This is a genomic window from Streptacidiphilus anmyonensis (genome assembly GCF_000787855.1).
In the GTDB taxonomy this organism is placed as follows: Bacteria; Actinomycetota; Actinomycetes; order Streptomycetales; family Streptomycetaceae; genus Streptacidiphilus; species Streptacidiphilus anmyonensis.
The window spans coordinates 17,674-34,674 of the sequence record NZ_BBPQ01000058.1 but is presented as its reverse complement, the minus strand read 5'-3'; the positions used below and the strand labels follow the sequence as shown (position 1 = coordinate 34,674).

At 71.3% G+C, this 17,001-nt stretch carries 16 protein-coding genes; 10 read left to right on the top strand and 6 right to left on the bottom strand.

The features are described from left to right. The first annotated feature begins 80 nt into the window (after window positions 1–80). The 6 genes from TR50_RS32520 to TR50_RS32495 all read left to right on the top strand — a co-directional run bounded on the left by TR50_RS32520 (window position 81) and on the right by TR50_RS32495 (window position 5,412). Entirely contained in the window at window positions 81–887 is an 807-nt protein-coding gene (locus TR50_RS32520) for a hypothetical protein (RefSeq protein ID WP_052441614.1), read from the top strand. Between the two features lie 269 nt (window positions 888–1,156). Further along, complete coding sequence (locus TR50_RS32515) at window positions 1,157–1,828, top strand: SCO family protein (protein ID WP_042430636.1); 672 nt, start codon at window positions 1,157–1,159, stop codon at window positions 1,826–1,828. After that, window positions 1,825–2,355 (top strand): copper chaperone PCu(A)C, encoded by a 531-nt coding sequence (locus tag TR50_RS32510; RefSeq protein ID WP_236654681.1) that lies wholly within the window; start codon window positions 1,825–1,827, stop codon window positions 2,353–2,355. The genes TR50_RS32515 and TR50_RS32510 overlap by 4 nt, the downstream gene beginning before the upstream one ends. 147 nt (window positions 2,356–2,502) lie before the next feature. Then, a complete protein-coding gene (gene efeB, locus TR50_RS32505) occupies window positions 2,503–3,744 on the top strand; it encodes an iron uptake transporter deferrochelatase/peroxidase subunit (protein WP_042430633.1) in 1,242 nt (413 codons plus the stop codon). Window positions 3,745–3,857: 113 nt separating this feature from the next. Further along, complete coding sequence (locus tag TR50_RS32500; RefSeq protein ID WP_439654263.1) at window positions 3,858–4,841, top strand: cytochrome c oxidase assembly protein; 984 nt, start codon at window positions 3,858–3,860, stop codon at window positions 4,839–4,841. A gap of 151 nt (window positions 4,842–4,992) precedes the next feature. Then, on the top strand, window positions 4,993–5,412 hold the full coding sequence (locus TR50_RS32495) for an STAS domain-containing protein (protein WP_052441613.1): 420 nt from the start codon (window positions 4,993–4,995) through the stop codon (window positions 5,410–5,412). On the opposite strand, the gene TR50_RS32490 is transcribed toward TR50_RS32495, so the two are convergent. After that, window positions 5,394–6,497 carry a PP2C family protein-serine/threonine phosphatase gene (locus TR50_RS32490; RefSeq protein WP_042430630.1) on the bottom strand — a complete coding sequence of 368 codons (1,104 nt, stop codon included), beginning with the start codon at window positions 6,495–6,497 and terminating at the stop codon, window positions 5,394–5,396. The two genes, TR50_RS32495 and TR50_RS32490, sit on opposite strands and share 19 nt — an antisense overlap. A gap of 706 nt (window positions 6,498–7,203) precedes the next feature. Between TR50_RS32490 and TR50_RS32485 the strand changes: the two genes are divergently transcribed. Next, a complete protein-coding gene (locus TR50_RS32485; RefSeq protein ID WP_369405799.1) occupies window positions 7,204–7,791 on the top strand; it encodes an ABC transporter permease in 588 nt (195 codons plus the stop codon). Window positions 7,792–7,841: 50 nt separating this feature from the next. On the opposite strand, the gene TR50_RS32480 is transcribed toward TR50_RS32485, so the two are convergent. From TR50_RS32480 to TR50_RS32460, 5 genes are all read right to left on the bottom strand, one after another. Continuing rightward, window positions 7,842–8,687 (bottom strand): ABC transporter permease, encoded by an 846-nt coding sequence (locus tag TR50_RS32480; protein WP_042430628.1) that lies wholly within the window; start codon window positions 8,685–8,687, stop codon window positions 7,842–7,844. Further along, on the bottom strand, window positions 8,674–9,330 hold the full coding sequence (locus tag TR50_RS32475; protein ID WP_042430624.1) for an ABC transporter ATP-binding protein: 657 nt from the start codon (window positions 9,328–9,330) through the stop codon (window positions 8,674–8,676). The genes TR50_RS32480 and TR50_RS32475 overlap by 14 nt, the downstream gene beginning before the upstream one ends. After that, window positions 9,327–9,962 carry a TetR/AcrR family transcriptional regulator gene (locus TR50_RS32470; RefSeq protein ID WP_042430701.1) on the bottom strand — a complete coding sequence of 212 codons (636 nt, stop codon included), beginning with the start codon at window positions 9,960–9,962 and terminating at the stop codon, window positions 9,327–9,329. The genes TR50_RS32475 and TR50_RS32470 overlap by 4 nt, the downstream gene beginning before the upstream one ends. 434 nt (window positions 9,963–10,396) lie before the next feature. Next, the gene (locus TR50_RS32465; RefSeq protein ID WP_042430621.1) at window positions 10,397–10,828 is read right to left on the bottom strand and encodes a hypothetical protein; all 432 of its coding nucleotides are present in this window, start codon (window positions 10,826–10,828) and stop codon (window positions 10,397–10,399) included. Continuing rightward, window positions 10,828–11,547, bottom strand: a complete 720-nt coding sequence (locus TR50_RS32460) for a PRC-barrel domain-containing protein (protein ID WP_160311223.1) — start codon at window positions 11,545–11,547, stop codon at window positions 10,828–10,830. The genes TR50_RS32465 and TR50_RS32460 overlap by 1 nt, the downstream gene beginning before the upstream one ends. 298 nt (window positions 11,548–11,845) lie before the next feature. Here TR50_RS32460 and TR50_RS32455 point away from each other — a divergent pair, with 298 nt between their 5' ends. From TR50_RS32455 to TR50_RS32445, 3 genes are all read left to right on the top strand, one after another. Next, entirely contained in the window at window positions 11,846–13,198 is a 1,353-nt protein-coding gene (locus TR50_RS32455; RefSeq protein ID WP_236654680.1) for a GDSL-type esterase/lipase family protein, read from the top strand. Between the two features lie 673 nt (window positions 13,199–13,871). Continuing rightward, the gene (locus TR50_RS32450) at window positions 13,872–14,114 is read left to right on the top strand and encodes a hypothetical protein (RefSeq protein ID WP_042430618.1); all 243 of its coding nucleotides are present in this window, start codon (window positions 13,872–13,874) and stop codon (window positions 14,112–14,114) included. Window positions 14,115–14,371: 257 nt separating this feature from the next. Continuing rightward, window positions 14,372–16,387 carry an aconitate hydratase gene (locus TR50_RS32445; RefSeq protein ID WP_042430612.1) on the top strand — a complete coding sequence of 672 codons (2,016 nt, stop codon included), beginning with the start codon at window positions 14,372–14,374 and terminating at the stop codon, window positions 16,385–16,387. Window positions 16,388–17,001 lie beyond the last annotated feature (614 nt).

The following is a 17,001-nucleotide window of genomic DNA, read 5'->3' as shown; positions in this document are numbered from 1 at the left end:
AGCGCCAGGGGTCGGCGGTGACAGCGGCTGCTGCTCCCCCGGTCCCGGCGGTCGGATCGCCTGGTGGGAGGATGCAGGGGATGTCCGTGCGTGTGCGTGCCGCTGTCGACCTGAGACTGCTGAGAGCCGGGGTGTTCTCCGTGGTCTGCGTCGCACTGGCCGCAATCGGGCACGTTTCGGCCTCCGGTGCGGGCATAGCCTGGTGGGCGCTGGGCGCGGCATGGGCGGTCGTGATGCTGGTGGTCGTGCCGCTCGCGGGCTGTGAGCGGGGGCTGCCAGGGATCACCGCGGTGCTGCTCGGGGCGCAACTGGTGCTGCACGCGCTGTTCTGTCTCGGGCAGTCGGTCGCGCCCGTGCGCGCGGCCGACTCGGGTGCGGGCGTGCTCGCCGCCGCCAGGAGCCTGCTGTGCGGCGATGCCGCCTCGGGGCACCTGACCGCGGCCATGGCCGAGCAGATCGTCCGGGCGGCGGGGCTGAATCCGGCCGCGTTCGGCGCTGCGCCGTCGGGCATGACGGCGATGGCCGGCATGGGCGGCACGAGCGTTCACGGCGTCACGGCGATGTCCATGGGGCTGATGCTCACGCCGTCGATGGTGGCCGCGCACGTCCTCGCTGGACTGGTGATGGGCTGGCTGCTGCGGACCGGGGAGCGCGCCGTGTGGCGGGCCGCCGGCCTGGTGGTGCGGGCCGGCGACCGCCTGGCCGCCGCGGTTCCGCTCGCCGTGTTCACCGGCCTGCTCGAAGGACTGGCGGTCCCCGCCGCCCCGCTCGCGGGCAGCCCGCGGCGACGCCGCCCCGTGTGGGACGACACCTGGACGCGCCTGTCGGGGCGCTGGGTGGTGGGCGGCCTCGGCCTCCGAGGGCCACCGGGAACGCTCGCGGTCTGACCCACCACCGCTCCATGACCCCCCGTTCGACGCCCGATCGCTACGCGGGGCCGTCGTCCGGAAGTCGGCGGAGAGCGAACGGGTCAAGGCCGCCCGAAGTCCTCGTCCGCACGGTGCCTGTGTGCGCCGCCGCCCTTCCCGGTGATCGACGCCGGTACGTCAGGGCGGTGCGCTGCCGCGCGCCGTGTCGTCCTCGCTCGCCGCCCTCGCCCCTCCGACGCCGTCGCCGGACGGGGACGGCGTGCTCGTTCCCACGGAGTCCTGTTCCCATGTGTTCTCTCTCGCGCCGCAGGCGCGCGCTCCTCACCGCGGCCCTCGGCTGTGTGGTGGGTCTGACCCTGACCGCCTGCGGCGGCTCGTCCCCGGCGCCGACAGCCGCCGTGGTGTCCCCCCCGGCCGTCGCGCCCGCCGCAGACGGAGCGGTGCCGCTCCCGCAGCCGTTCGCCAAACCGCCCCTGGTCCTGACGGACGACCAGGGCCGGCCGTTCGACCTGGTCAAACAGACGGCGGGCAAGCCCACCCTGCTCTACTTCGGCTACACGCACTGCCCTGACATCTGCCCGACCACGATGGGCGACATCGCCGTGGCCGTCGGCAAACTGTCCGCGGCCGAACGCGCCCGACTCCAGGTGGTCTTCGTGACCACCGACCCGACTAGGGACACCCCGCAACGCCTCCACCAGTGGCTGGCGGCGTTCAACCCCCAGTTCGTCGGACTCACCGGCGACTTCACCGCCATCCAGCAGGCCGCGAAGACGCTCGGCATCGCGATCGCCAAGCCCGTCAAGCAGCCCGACGGAAGCTACACCGTCACCCACGGTGCCGAGGTCTTCGCCTTCGACGCGAAGGACGATCTCGCCCACGAACTGTTCCCCTCCGGCACCTCCGCCCAGCAGTACGCCGCCGCCCTGCCGCGCATCATGAAGGGCCTCGCCTCGTGATCGCCTTCCTCCTGCGCGCCGGACGTCGCATCCTCGTCAAGCGCTCATTCCGGCTCACGTCAACGGGTCTGCTCGCGGCGACGGCTCTGCTCGCGGCGGTGACGCTCCTCTCAGCAAGCTGCTCAGGGTCGTCGACCTCGCCCACGACACACGCGCAGGCCCGGCTTCGCGTGACCGGCGCCTACGTGCCGCAGCCCGCGCTCGGCGACATGGCGGCCGGCTACTTTACCGTCACCAACAGCGGGCGCGCCGCCGACCTGCTGACCTCGGTCACCAGCGACGTGGCCTCCTCTGTGGCCATGCACACCACCAACGCCTCCGGCGAGATGCTGCCCGTCTCCTCCTTCGACATACCGGCCGGGTCCGCGCTCGTGCTGCGCACCGGCGGGGACCACCTCATGCTCATGGGCCTGAAGCACAAGCCGATGGCGGGGCAGACCGTGCGCTTCACCCTGCACTTCGCACACTCGGCTCCAGTCACCGTCACCGCTCCGGTCGAACCGATGGGCTACCAGCCGCCGAACTGACCGTCCTGACGCCGTCACCTCCGACACGGTCCCGCCCCTTCGCGGCACCGCCACCGCTCCGGCAGGGCGCGTACCCGTACACATCGCCGGCGGGCGCCTCTCCCGAGCGCGCCCGCCCCTCCTCGGACTTGGACCCTCCCACCGATCATGAACGGCAACCAGCACATCTCCCGACGCACGCTGCTGAGCACAGCCGCAGCCACCGGAGCCGGCGGCCTCGCGGCCGGGGCGGCCGGCACCGCCCTGACCCGCCCGACCTCCGCCACCGCCTCCACCGGCCCAGCCCTGGCCTGCCTCGGCACCGGCGTCATCCCCTTCCACGGCACCCACCAGGCCGGTATCACCACCGCGCTGCAGGCCTGCGGCCATCTCGCCGCGTTCGACCTCGTCGCGGGCGCCGGGCGCCAGCAGGCGGCGGCGCTGCTGCGCCGTTGGTCAGCCTCGGCCGAGGCGATGACGGCAGGGCATCCGCCCGCCACCGACGACGACCAGGTCGCCCTCGACTCCGGACTCTGCTCCCTCACCGTCACCTTCGGCTTCGGGCTCAGCCTCTTCCCCAAAACCGGCCTCACGCACAGGGTTCCGGCCGCGATGGTCCCGGTGCCTCCTTTCCCCGGCGACGCACTCGACCCCGAGCGGTCCGACGGGGACCTCTGGATCCAGATCGGGGCGAACGACCCGCTCGTCGCCTTCCACGCACTCAACGTCCTGCAACGGCAGGCCGCGCCGACCGCGACCCTGCGCTGGCAGATGAACGGCTTCAACCGCACCCCCGGAGCCACCGACCAACCCCGCACCATGCGCAACCTCATGGGCCAGATCGACGGCACCGACAACCCCAAGCCCGACGACAAGAACTTCAACGCCACCGTCTTCACCCCCAACGCCAGTGGAGCGAAGGCATGGATGAACGGCGGCTCCTACGCCGTCGTCCGCCGCATCCGCATGCTGCTGCCCGCCTGGAACGCCCTCCCGCTCGCCGAGCAGGAACGCGTCATCGGCCGCCGCAAGCGCGACGGCGCCCCGCTGTCCGGCGGCACCGAGACCACCCCGGTCGACCTGGAGAAGTTCAACCCCGACGGCTCCCTCGCCATCCCGCCCGACGCCCACGTGCGCGTCGCGGCGCCCGCCTCAAACGCCGACGCCGCGATGCTGCGCCGCGGCTTCTCCTACCACGACGGATACCCGGCCGACGGCAGCCCCGACGCCGGACTGCTCTTCGTCGCCTGGCAGGCCGACCCGACCCTCGGCTTCGTCCAGGTCCAGCGCAAACTCGCCGGCGGCGACCACCTGAGCCGCTTCATCCGCCACGAGGCGGGCGCCCTGTTCGCCGTCCCCGGCGGCCCCCGACCCGGCGAGTACGTGGGACAGCAGCTCCTGGAGGGCTGACCGTCCGCCATCGCCCTCCTACCCCTGCCGCCCTTGGAGAACCCATGACCGTGCTCAACGCCGCGACCGCCGCCGCCACTTCCACCATGCCGCCCATGCCCGGAATGAACGGCATGCCCGGGATGGGCAACGGCACACATCCCACCATGAGCGGCCCCATGTGGATGCCCCTCGACCCGCCAGACCTCGCCCGGCTCCTGTCCTGGCACCCGCAGCCACTCCCCCTCGAACCACTCGCCTGCCTGCTCGCCCTCGCCGTCTACGGGGGCGCCGTGTGGCGGCTGCGCCGCCGCGGCGACCGCTGGCCCTGGCACCGCGTCGTCGCGTTCACCGCCGGGGTCGCGACCGTCGCCCTGGTCACCTGCACCGGCATCGGCGGCTACGGCATGGAGCTGTTCAGCGTCCACATGGTCCAGCACATGGTGCTGTCGATGCTCTCGCCGATCCTGCTGCTGCTCGGCGCCCCCGTCACCCTCGCCCTGCGCGCCCTGCCCACCGCCCGGCGCGGCCGCACCGGACCCCGGGAGCTGCTGGTCCGGCTGCTGCACAGCCGCGTCGCCGCCGTCGTCTCCTCCCCCTTCTACACGCTGCCGCTGTTCATCGCGAGCCTGTACGCGCTCTACTTCACGCCGATCTTCGACTGGCTGATGGGCAGTTGGCTCGGCCACGAGTTCATGCTCGTCCACTTCCTCGGCGTCGGCCTGCTGTTCTTCTGGCCGATCATGGGCGTCGACCCCGCCCCGCGCCGGCCCTCCCACGTCCTGCGGATGCTGGAACTGTTCATCGGCATGCCGTTCCACGCCTTCTTCGGCATCGCCGTGATGATGTCCCACGGTCTCATCGTCCGCTTCTTCGCCGACCCGCCCGCCTCCTGGCACCTGACCGCGCTCGGCGACCAGAGCACGGGCGGCGGCATCGCCTGGGGCTTCAGTGAGATCCCCACCCTCCTCGTCCTGCTCGCCCTGCTAGTCCAGTGGGCCGCGTCCGACCGACGCACCGCCGCACGCACCGACCGCCAGGCCGAGCGCGACAACGACGCCGAACTCAACGCCTACAACGCCTACCTGGCCCGCCTCGCCCGACCCGGCGGCAGCTGACTCCGGTGGCGTCGGACCGACATTTCGTGCTGAAGAGTGGCGTTCGTAGCATTTTCTTTGCATAATGCAAAGCCATGTCGGACGGAGCGGGTCCGCACCGCCGGGCCGGGCTCGACCGTCCGCGGACCCACGGAAGGAGGGAAACCGGACCATGACGCAGGTGACCTACGGTGAGCGACACGGCTGGACGATCGCCCAACTGGAGGGTGAGCTGGACCTGCAGGCCGTCGCGGCGGTGCGCGAGCGACTGGCCACAGTGATCTGGAGCGGCAGCCGCAGACTCGTGGTGGACCTCAGCCGACTGAGCTTCTGCGACTCCCTCGGCTTCGGGGCGCTGGTCGCCACGCGGCGCCAGATGGCTTCGGCGGGCGGCCAGTTGCGCCTGGTCCTGCCCGCCGAGGACTCGGTGGCACGCAAGGCGCTGACAGCCTGCGGCATCGAGCGGATCTTCGACGTCTTCGAGGCCACCGCTGATGCCGTCGCCCCGGAGGGGGCGTCGGTGACGCACCAGCGGTCCGATCCGACCCAGCAGACTCCCGTACGCACCAGGTCTCAGGACTCGGCCTCCTGACGCCGACCCGGCTCCGGCCCCTGAGCCGGAACCACCGCCTCGCGGTAGCGAAGGAGCAGCATGGCCGCGTCATCCTTGAGCGGGCCTCCGACGTGGGCGACCAGGTCCCGCCGAAGGGCCGCCAGGGCACGGTCGGGGTCCGGTTCGGCGAGCAGGCCGGCGCGCTCGACCAGCGGATAGAAGACTCCGCACTCGTCGCGCGCCTCAATGACGCCGTCGGTGTAGAGCAGGAGTTGCTCGCCCGGGCGCAGGCTGATGCGGTGCGGTTTCGGTCGCTCGGGGCCCAGATCGGCGAGGCCCAGCGGGGCTGCGGGACGGTCGGGAGCGGCGAGTTCGGGCTCGGCGTCGGGCCGCAGGACGAGTGGCGCGGGGTGCCCGTAGTTGAGCAGCATCACCGTGTGGTCCGGCTCCACTTCGGCGAGGATCGCGGTGACGAACTCCTCACCCTCCAGCCGTCGGTTGAGAGCGCGTTCGAGGCGGTCTCCGACCTCGTCCAGCATGACGGCCTCCGGCGCCGCCTCGCGGAAGGCCGCGAGCACGACGGCCGCAGTCTCCACCGCTTCCAGTCCCTTGCCCTGCACGTCTCCGACAATGACGCGGGTGCCCCCGGACGCGGGGACGACCTCGTAGAGGTCGCCGCCGATGCGCGCGGCTGCGGTCGCCGAGGTGTAGGAGACGGCGATCCGCATCGGGCCGCCGGTCCTCGGCACCGGTCGCAGCAGCACGCGCTGCGCGGCCTCGGCGACGGAGGTGATGTCGGCGAGCTCCCGTTCGGTGCGCCGACGCAGCACCGCGGCAAGCACGGCCGCCGCAGTGACACCTACGACCGCCGCGAAGGCGACCCATCCCCGGCGGGCGTCGAGGAGGCCGTCGTACCAAGCGACGGCCAGACACAAGCCCACGGCGACGCAGCCCACGAGCGCGGCCCGACGGGGAGGTCCGGCCGCGGCGGCGAACGCGGGGCCGACCGAAAAGAGTGGCAACAGGCCCACGTCAGGCCCTGCCGCCACATCCCCGGCCGTGACAAGCGCCATCGCAGCGAAGGGGACAGCCGCAAGCACGTCTGGCCGCCGGGGTACACGCATCCGTTCCGTGCCTTTCGTTGAACGGCGCGCGAGAGCCGCACCGCGCTTCTACCTTTGCACTGAGCAATGATTCATGGCAAGCGGCCGGTCCAGCATCGCGCCTGGCCCGGCCGGCCGTCGCGCTTCGGATCCCTCGGAGCCCGAGGCGTCAGCTCCGCGAGTGAGCTGGCCCGTACCCACAGATGCCTTCCGACCCGGGCGTGCGGAGACCTGCCCAAGGGACGTCCGGCGGTCGGGTCCGCCTGCCCTGCGCGTAGGGCAGCGAACCTTCATGCCCGTGGGTCGAGCGGCTTATCACGCGGGCTTGCCCCGGCGGTTCTCGTCCGTCTCGAGCCCACCTGGGCGAGGTGGGGTGGAAAGGAATCCCTGATTCCCCACGTACTCGAGCGCGGCGATCCGTGAGTGAAGTTGTGGCTTCGGAACCGGACAGGAAGTCCCACTCGAGCGAGTGGCCGTGGCCCCAGGGTCGTCTTCCGTGACCTTCGCGCCATATTTGGCGGTCTTCCAGACGTTGCAGGGGAACGGAAGGGCCGAGGACTCATCGAAATCCGGCAGGCATTGACCATCCAAAATCCCAACCGACCGGGCACGACCCTGCGCAGGGAGTCCGTCATCGCCGCGCACCCATTTGCCCCGGTGGCACTCCGCGGATCGGACTACACAGACCATCCGGCCCGAATGAGCCTCATCCAACCGGCGTGATCGGATCCTGCGGGCACGACCCCTTCTGCCCGGCACCCTGGTCATGGCCGTGCTGCTGGCCACCATGTACACCGGCGTCAACCTCAACGCCGACCTCGGCACGGGCGTGTACGACCGCTTCCGCACCCTGCGGATCTGGCAGCCCGTCCCCATCGGCGACGCCCTGCGCTACCTGCTCGCTTCCGCCCTCGTCGGTGGTCTCGGTCTGCTGCTGGGCTATCGGCCGGGCGGTGGCGCGGGCGGGATGGTGCTGGCGATCGTGTTGGTGGTCGTGTTCGCCCTGGCGTTCTCGTGGGTCTTCACCCTCCTGGGCCTGGTGGTGCGTTCCTCCAACGCCATCATGAGCCTGGCCGTGGTGGTGCTGTTCCCGCTCACCCTGGCCAGCAACGCCTTCGTCGACCCGCACACGATGCCCGGCTGGCTGCGCGCCTTCGTCCAGGTCAATCCGGTCACCCGCCTGGTCACCACCACCCGGGCCGCCATGGACGGAACGGCGACACCGACGCAGGTCGGCGTCGTCGTGGCCGCCTCCGCGTTCCTGATCGCCGTCTTCGGACCGCTCACCATGCGTGCCTACCGCCGCCACTCGTGACCTCACCCGCCCTCCGGCCGGCTGCCCTGCACGGGACGAGCAGGGCCGGGCTATGCCGGGGGCTGCGAACCGCTGCCGAGGTGGGGTGTGTGGCGCCCGGTGCGGGTCTTGAGACGAAAGACGATCAGCCCGCAGACGGCGAACCCGGCGGCCCACGCCAGCCCGAGGGCAAGGTGCCCCCACAGCGCCACACGGCCGAAGGACCCGGCGACGGCGAACTGCATCGGCCCGAAGGAAGGGAACCACTGCAGGACCGGCTTGTTGGCCAGGGGGTTACCGAGCGGGTTCTGCAGGAACGTGTCCATCAGCCCGCCCATGATGATCAGGAAGAAGCCCTCCAGGTCACCCTTGACCAGGACCCCGAGCAGCAGGCCGAAGGCGCCGTAGGTGAGGGCGATCACCACGTAGCCGGCCAGGATCGCGAACCACCCGGCGGGGCTCGGGCGCCAGAACCCGAGCAGGACCAGCGCGGCGTACAGGGCGACCCCGGCGGAGATCACCGTGATCGACAGTGTCTTCGCGCCGATCAGGGTGGGCTGGCGGTACCCGGCGAACACCAGCCGGCGGTCGAAGGCCAAGGTCCTGCGGATCGCGTCGAAGACGGCGAAGCCGACGATCAGCGACAGCGCGTTGAGGCCCGCGCTGATCAAGGTGAGCTCGCCGCCGTCGACGGTCAGCGTGCGGCCGGTGGCGAACAGCTTGAAGCTGAGCTGCTGGTGCCCGACCATGGCCTGCATCAGGCCGTACCAGGTGGGCACGAAGCCCACCAGCAGCAGCGCGGCGAGCCGGTTGCGGGTCTGGTTGCGCAGGGCGAAACGCAGCGCGGTGCCGAACTGCCGGACCGCCGGAGCGCTCGACCGGCCGGTCGGAACGGCGGCGAGGTCAGAGACGGTCATCGTCGACTCCCAGTGTGGTCGTGGCGACGGTGGCGGTGGTGTCGCGCAGGTGCAGCCGGCCGTCGACGAGGTCGGCCAGGACGTCGAACCGGTCCTGCTCGAACACCAGGTGGGTGATCAGCACGATGGCCTTGCCCCGGGCGCGCAGGTCGCCGACCAGGTCCCAGAACCGCAGGTAGGTCTCCCAGTCGAAGCCCTGGTAGGGCTCGTCGAGCAGGAGCACGTCGGGGTCGTGCAGCAGGGCGAGGACGAGGTTGAGCTTCTGCCGGGTGCCACCGGACAGGGCTCCGGCGCTGGTGTCGCGGAACTTGGCCAGGCCGAGCCGCTCCATCAGGTCCTCTCCGCGGCCGAGGTCGGCCAGGCGGTAGGCCGCGGCGAAGTAGCGCAGGTGCTGGCCTACCGTCAGGTTGTCGGAGAGGACGGCTTCCTGGGGGCAGTAGCCCAGCGTGCCGGACAGTCGCACAGTTCCGGCGTCGGTCTTGAGGGTTCCGGCGAGCGCCTTGAGCAGGGTCGACTTGCCCGCGCCGTTCTCGCCGACCACGGCGACCAGCTGTCCCGGCTCCACGTCCAGGTCCGTGCCGTTCAGGACTCGGTGATGGCCGTAGGACTTGTGCAGGCCCTGGGCGGCGACGATCGCGGTCACGGCTCCTCCTCGCGCGGCGCGGCGGCCAGCAGACCGGAGCCGTAGACGGCGATCACCTCGGACGCCCACCGGCGCATGCCGTCCGGCGAGAAGGGGTCCACTCCGAGGACCTCGGTGAGGCGGTCACGCAGGAGCAGGACCGCCAGGTCGTTGGCCATCAAGAAGGCGGCCCGCACGGCCGGATCGTTGCCCTCGCTGGCCAGTCCGGCCTGCGACAGGGTGGACAGAACGCCCTGGCTGACGGTGAACAGGCGCCGGAACAGGGTCCGGCCCGCCTCGCTGTCGTCGAGCAGCAGTCGCCGCAGGTAGCCGGGCAGCGGCGAGTCCGGCGGCAGGTGTCGCAGCACCGCCTCCGCCAGCGAGCCCGTGGCAGCGGGGTCGTACAGACCCGGGGCACCCGGCCGGGTCATCTCGGCCAGTGCCTGATCGAACGTGTCGAGCACGTGTTGGTCGACCACTTCGCGCAGGCCCTCCTTCGAACCGAAGTGATGGACGACCAACGCCGGCGACACCCCGGCCGCCGCAGCGATCTGCCGCACCGACACCCCATCCGGGCCGCGGGCGGCGAACAGCCGCAGGGCCTCGTCCCGGATGACCGCCCGAGCGGTCCGATCGTCCCTGACTGAACGCATGTACAGCATGCTAAACACTTGTACAGCCTCGCGTCCAGTGTGCTGCCGCGACGGCAGGCCCGGGAGTGATCAACGGGCGAGACGCCCGACGAATCCTCTGCGTGTTCGCGCAGCAAGCGGAGCACGAGGCCCTGCCCCACGACGAGGACGACCCACTGGTATTGGCTGGATGCCTCCGCCCAGGATCAGGATGCGCAGGATCGTGGTCTGCGCCAACGCACGCCCCAACCCGTCCGGTTCACCTTGGATCCGCCACATCAAGGGGCACAGCGCTTCTCAGTAGCCGTTGTCTTACGTCGAACGAGAGCTCCCCGGGCGGAGGCCAGCCTCCCCGCCCGCTTGTACGCCGGCCTCGATTCGAAGCGGGGGACTCGGGAAGCGAGGGATCGGAAGGCGTTCCCGAGTGCGCTACGTGGACGGCGGCCTGGGCCCGGTCACAGGTGGTGGACCGGTGCGACAACGACGGCGTAGTGCCCCGCGCCGAGCAGCTCCTGCCCGTCGACCGCGGTGCCGGCGGTCAGGATTCGGATCAGATGCCCGTCCGCCTCGTCGAACTCGCCATCCTGGACGATGCCGAGTTGTCGGCCGGTCTCGGTCAGCAGGACCTTGCCGACGGGGTCGGTCTCAACCACCGTGCTCGGTGGGGCGGGGACGGCGGTCAGCTTGGCGATGACGGCGTCGGGGCCGATCGCGTGGATGTCCGGCCAGGGCAGGCGCCGCTGTCGGCCGTCGGCATCGACGGTGAGGGCGGTGATGTGGGTGATGTGTGGGGGCGACGGGGCGATGCGGACGCCGGTGACCTTGGCTGTGGTCTCGGCGGTGTCCGGGTCGACAACGATGCGCCCTGTCATCTGGCTGAACAACATCACGCGCTCCCGTGCATTTGTGCCAGGAGCTTCGCCCTGGCCTCGGGGAAGGCGTCGAGGCCCTCGGCCTGGCAGTCGGTGATCTGGGCCGGGACAACCACGCGCTCCCGAGAGATGGGCACGGGGAGCGGGATGGGCAGCAGTACTCTCACGCGCCGACCGAACCGATGTCCTGACTCGCTCGCGCAGCCGACGACATGAGCGTGGCCGTCGAGGCCGAAGACGACGTCGGCGACCCGTCCGATGTCGGTTCCGGCATCGGTGAGGAGCCGGGCTCCGACGACCTTGCTCCCGGTTCCCAGGTCCTCACCCAGCTTCTCGGGCGCGGACAGAGCCGCCCGGTCCCGGATCATGACCGCGTCGGGGCCGAGAGCGTTCACGTCCTGCCACAGCAGCAAGGAGCTGAGCCGCCGTGGCAGCAGGGCACGGGTGGCGAGGGTGAAGCAGCGGACTGTGCCGTCAGCCGGGTCGAACACGATGTCCTTGACGTCTGCGACGTGATCGCCGGTGAGTGTGACCACAGGCCGTCCTGTCAGGGTGCGGCCCATCGTGAGCGCGCCCGTCGGCTCTTTCTTCGTCACGCCTGTGCCGGTGTGTGGGTGGTGCCGAGGGAGCGCGATCACTCCGCGTCGTCGGCGGTCGGTCGTGACCAGGGCGATGGGCAGCACCACGACGGCGAAAACCACGAGCCCTGTGATCAGTGACTGCCACCAGTCCACGGCCGCCTCCATTCCTGGCACTGTCCGTACTGGTTGTCACCGCCCGTCCGGACTCGCCCCCAAGTGATGCGCGAACGCGGGATCGGTTCGCTTCAGGGGCATCGGGAAGCAGATCTCCGAAGCCCTCACTGATGCCGCGCCTGCCCGGCTTCGTCCCGGACAAACCGATCCTTCATGCCTGGTGTTCGCACGGGGCGCGTTGGGCAGGGGCCCCGCGGGGACTACTGCACGAGGACGGGAGGAGTTCCGGTATTCCGTCCGTGAGGCGGAGGTGGTTGGTCCGGTGTGGTGGCGGCGAGTGGCCTTGGCGGCCGCCCCGCTCGCGGGTGTGCTCGCGGTGGCGCTGGCGTCTATGTGGCTGGCGGTACGGATCGCCCCGCTGCAGTCGGTCAGCGCCGCCGGCCAGACGGTCGCCGTCGGGGCCGCCTCTCCGGGTCTGAGCCTGTCCGGGCCGGGCGAGCTGGACCTGTTCGGCCAGCGGATCGCCACGGTGCCCCGGTTCGACGGCCCGATCCGGCCGCGGCTGGACCTGACCCACATCACGCCGGGCGCCGCGGTGACGCAGCTCCTGCACAACGGCGGCCAATCAGGTCTGGCCGTCATCGGACACAGCCTGGCTCAGGGCTGGATCCGCTACGCCGCGTGGGAGTCCGTGATCGCAGCAGGCATCACGGTGACCGTGCTGCTCGCGTTCGCCGGCCTGCACCGCATGACACGTCGGCGGACGGCATGCCTTCTGGCCGCGGGCCTGGTCGCGGTGTGCGCGCTCAACACGGTCGGCTTCGCCCTCCTCGCCTCCAGGACGCCCGCTGCACTACGAAGTGTGCACACCCTCGCCGACCTGGTCGGCCGCGGCCCGCTTACCCCCGTGCCCCCGGCCACCGGGCCGCCGCTCGGCCAGGTCACCGCCGTGGTGATCGGCGACTCGACCGCCGCCGCCGTCGGCAACCGCGCGCTCGCCCACGCCACCGCCCTGGACCGAGCCTGCGGGCGCAGCGCCGACTCCTACGCCGCCAAGCTCGCGTCGGCGAACCACTGGACGGTGCTCAACCTCGGCTGCTCTGGCGCCACGATCCGTGACGGCCTGCTCGGCCCGCAGATCCTGGGCACCCAGGCCGCGCCGCCTGAGCTGTCCGAGGCCCAGCGTGCCACCGACGCCCGCTACGTGATCGTCAGCATCGGCGCGAACGACGTCCACTGGGCCGATCTGACCCGCCTGTGCGCTGCCTCACCCACCTGCGACGACCGCGCCACCAATGCCTACTTCCGGGCCCAGCTCACGCGATTCACCCTCGACTACCAGAGCCTGCTCACCCACCTGGCCGCCCTGCCCGGCCACCCCTCCGTCATCGTCAACGAGTACTACGACCCCTTCGGCACGAGCACTGGCTGCCTCGCCAGTGAAGGACTCACCACCGCCAAGGCCAAGCAAATGCGGAGTCGGCTCAGCCAGCTCAACACGATCCTGCGCAACGGCGCCCTGGCGTCGGGCTTCGCCGCCGTACAACCGGACTTCAGCGGGCACCAGCTGTGCGACCGGCAGCCCTTCGTCCAGGGCCCCGCCGGCCAGGCGCCATTCCACCCCACCGCCGCTGGCGAACTGGCCATCGCCCTCGCCGACCAGCAGGCCATGGCCGGAGGCACCGGCTGATCGCCGATTCCTCCGTCACTCACGGTCTTTCGGCATCCGGCCCCGCTTCACTCGTTCGCGGATCGAGGTTGGAGCGGACGGTCGCAGCCGCTCGGAAGCGGGCACGAGACGGAAGCCCGGGGCCGACGACCTGCCCGAACACGATGCCGTTCGTTTTCGCGCTGGGGGCGGGTTTCGTCCATGGAGGCGGGAATGTTCAGGTCCACCGTATGAGGAGAGGCCATTGACCAGCCGAAGCCCGCTGAGCCGTCCGCCTACGCCACGAGCCGTCCTCAGCTGACCGTGACTCCCCGACCGCTGTCGATGGCCCCGACGTTCGACCCATCGGTGCGAACCCGGAGTTCTGGTACCCGCTCGCGCGCTCCGCGGACGTGCGCCCGCTGCACGCTCTCGGGACCGCGTGCGCCGGTGAGCGCATCGCGGGCGGAGCGGTGCGGCCAGACTGGTCTTCGTCTTGGCCTGCGACCCGGGGAACGCGGCCGCCGTCCCCCTGCCGGAGCCCGCGGACTTCGACTCGCCGCACTACCGCACCACGACCGCCGGGTCATAACTTCGAAGGCGGTGCCCTGCGCGACGGCGACGGCCCGGCGCCCAGGAGAGGTGCGGCCGCCATCCGATCCGGCCTCGGGTCAGTCCAAGGTGTATGTGCCGCGGACCGGGGAAGGCGCGCGGCATGGTGCACGAACTACGCGTACAGGAATGGAGCGCCACCCCGGACGATGGCGGCCCCCCGCGCCTCTGGCACGTCGTCGAAACCGGACAGTTCCGTTCCCTGTGCGGCCACGCCGTAGCCAAGGAAGCTGATGCCCGCCCCCTGGCGGACCTGGCCGAGATCGATCTGGACCGCTGCTGCGAGACATGCGAGCAGGTCTACCGCACCGCAGCCGCTGAGGCATTGGACCAGCCATTGATCTGAAAGGGCCGGGCCTCCCGGGCATCGCCGCCACGCAGGACCGAAAGTCGTGGAAGGGCCTGTTTGACATAGCACAGGCAGGTCAGACGCCTTGTGAAAGAACAGTGTTGTCGGCAGCTCCTCGTCTCAGCCGCACCTGTACGGACGGGCGTACGCCTCGGGCCGGGAACGGCGGCCGGGCCACCCGCAGGCCCCCGGTCGGCCTGCACGGCGGGTTGCCGCAGTTCCATCGCGGACAGCGCTGATGCGGAGGCAAGATCGTGACCAGTCCGAGGACGCTCGCACAGCAGCTGATCGCCGACCATCTCACCGCAGGCGAGGCGGTGGCGGGCGAGGAGATAGCGCTGCGCGTGGACCAGACGCTCACCCAGGACGCCACCGGCACGCTGGTCATGCAGGAGCTGGAGGCCCTCGGTCTGGACCGGGTGCACACCGAGCCGAGCGTCCAGTACGTCGACCACAACATCCTGCAGGCCGACGCCCGCAACGCCGAGGACCACCTCTTCCTGCGGTCCGCGGCCCAGCGGTTCGGCCTGTGGTACTCCGGGCCCGGCAACGGCGTCTCCCACCCCGTTCACATGCAGCGCTTCGGCGTGCCCGGCAAGCTGCTGATCGGCTCCGACTCCCACACCTGCGCCGGCGGCGCGCTCGGCATGCTGGCCATCGGCACGGGCGGTCTCGACGTGGCGCTGGCCATGGCCGGGGAGCCGCTGCGGCTGCGCATGCCGCGGATCTGGGGCATCCGCCTGGACGGGGAGCTGCCGGACTGGGTCAGCGCCAAGGACGTCATCCTGGAGCTGCTGCGACGGCACGGCGTCAAGGGCGGCGTGGGCCGGATCCTCGAGTACCACGGCCCCGGGCTCGCCGCGCTGAGCGCGATGGACCGGCACGTCATCGCCAACATGGGCGCGGAGCTGGGCGCGACCGCCAGCGTCTTCCCCGCGGACGAGCGGGTGCGCGAGTTCCTCGGCGCCGAGGGACGGGAGGACGCGTACCGGCCGCTCGCCGCGGACGAGGGCGCCTGCTACGACCTTCAGGAGACGGTCGACCTGTCGACGCTCGCCCCGCTGGTCGCCATGCCGTCCTCGCCGGGCAAGGTCGTGCCCGTGCTGGAGGCCGCCGGCGTGCCGCTCACCCAGGTCGTCATCGGCTCCTCCGCCAACCCCGGCCTGCGGGACTTCGCCACGGCCGCCGCCATGGTGAGCGGACGTCACGTCGCCCCCGGGCTGAGTTTCGACGTCAACCCGACCTCGCGCCAGCTGCTGCTCGACCTGACCCGGATGGGGGCCGTCTTCGACCTGGTCGCGGCGGGGGCCCGGCTGCACCAGGCGGGCTGCCTGGGCTGCATCGGCATGGGCCAGGCGCCGGCGTCGGGCGGCGCGTCGTTGCGCACCTTCCCGCGCAACTTCCCCGGCCGCTCCGGCACGCCGGACGACCGGGTCTGGCTCTGCTCCCCGGAGACGGCCGCAGCCTCCGCGCTGACCGGGGCGATCGAGGACCCGCGTGTCTGGGCCCACCGCGAGGGCGTCGAGCCGCCGCGACTGGACCTGCCCGAGCGCGCGGCGGCGGACGGCGCGACGCTGGAGGCCCCGCTGGGGCCCGACCGAGCGCGGGCGGTGAAGCTGGTGCGCGGACCCAACATCTCCGCCCTGCCCGAGCTCGACCCGCTGCCCGAACGGTTCGACGGGCCGGTGCTGCTGAAGGTCGGTGACGACGTCTCGACCGACGAGATCTCCCCGGCCGGGGCGCAGGCCCTGCCCTACCGCTCCAACCTGCCCAAACTGGCTGACTTCACCCTGACCCGGATCGACCCCGACTATCCGCAGCGGGCCCGCGAGGCGGGGCCGCACGTCATCGTGGCGGGGGAGAACTACGGCCAGGGCTCCTCGCGCGAGCACGCCGCGATCACCCCGCGCCTGCTGGGCCTGCGGGCGGTCCTGGCCAAGTCGTACGCCCGCATCCACTGGCAGAACCTCGCCAACTTCGGCGTACTGGCGCTGGAGTTCACCGACCCCGGCGACTACGACCGGATCGAGCCCGGCGACTGGCTGGAACTCCCCGGCCTGCGCGCTGCACTCGCCAACGGCGACGACTGCATCGTGGTGCACAATGCGACCAAGGACGACGACTACCAGCTCACACACCGCCTGTCGACGCGCCAGCTCCTCGCCGTACTCGCGGGCGGCGCGATCCCAGCCCATGGTCAGGTCCGCCAGCGGCGTGAAACGAGCATGAAACCGGCGGCCCCGAGATCCGTTCAGGACGGGATGACGTAGCTCTGGTCCGGGATCAGAACCCGAACATCGGTCGTCCGGTCGACACCCGTGACCGGAAGATCCCCACACCCCGACCACCCATCCGGGCGTCCAAATACCCGCTGACCCTTTCACAGCCCCAGAGGCGATCCTGCGGGAGCGCCTGCACCACGCCTGATCACCCCCGCGGGAGGATGGCACCGAGCGCCGCGCTGAGTCCGTCCGGGGCAACCTGCCCGTCAGGCAGGCCGACAGAATCGGAGTGACCCCGGCGACGCTCGGCCGACCCGGTCAGCGTTTCCGGATCTCATAGCACCCCACCTCCTCTCCGCTCTCGTTTCGGGCGCACGGGTTTCGCTTTCGGACCTCGCGCCTCCCGCTTCCGGCGGATCAACAGCGCTAGCGTGAACGATCAATGTCCGCGCCGGTACTCCAAGGCGGGTCGCCATGGTCTTGGCTGTTGTCCGAACTGCTCCAGGGGTCGGTCCTCGGCGGCCAGTGCCCCACGCGCATATGCGCCGCGTCGTCCCGCCTCTACGGCATGAACCTACGGGCGCCCGGGCTGCGGTCGGCCCGAGCGGTTCGACCCGACCGGTCGCGGTGAGGCCGGACCGCTTTCGTGCCGAGCGCGCCCA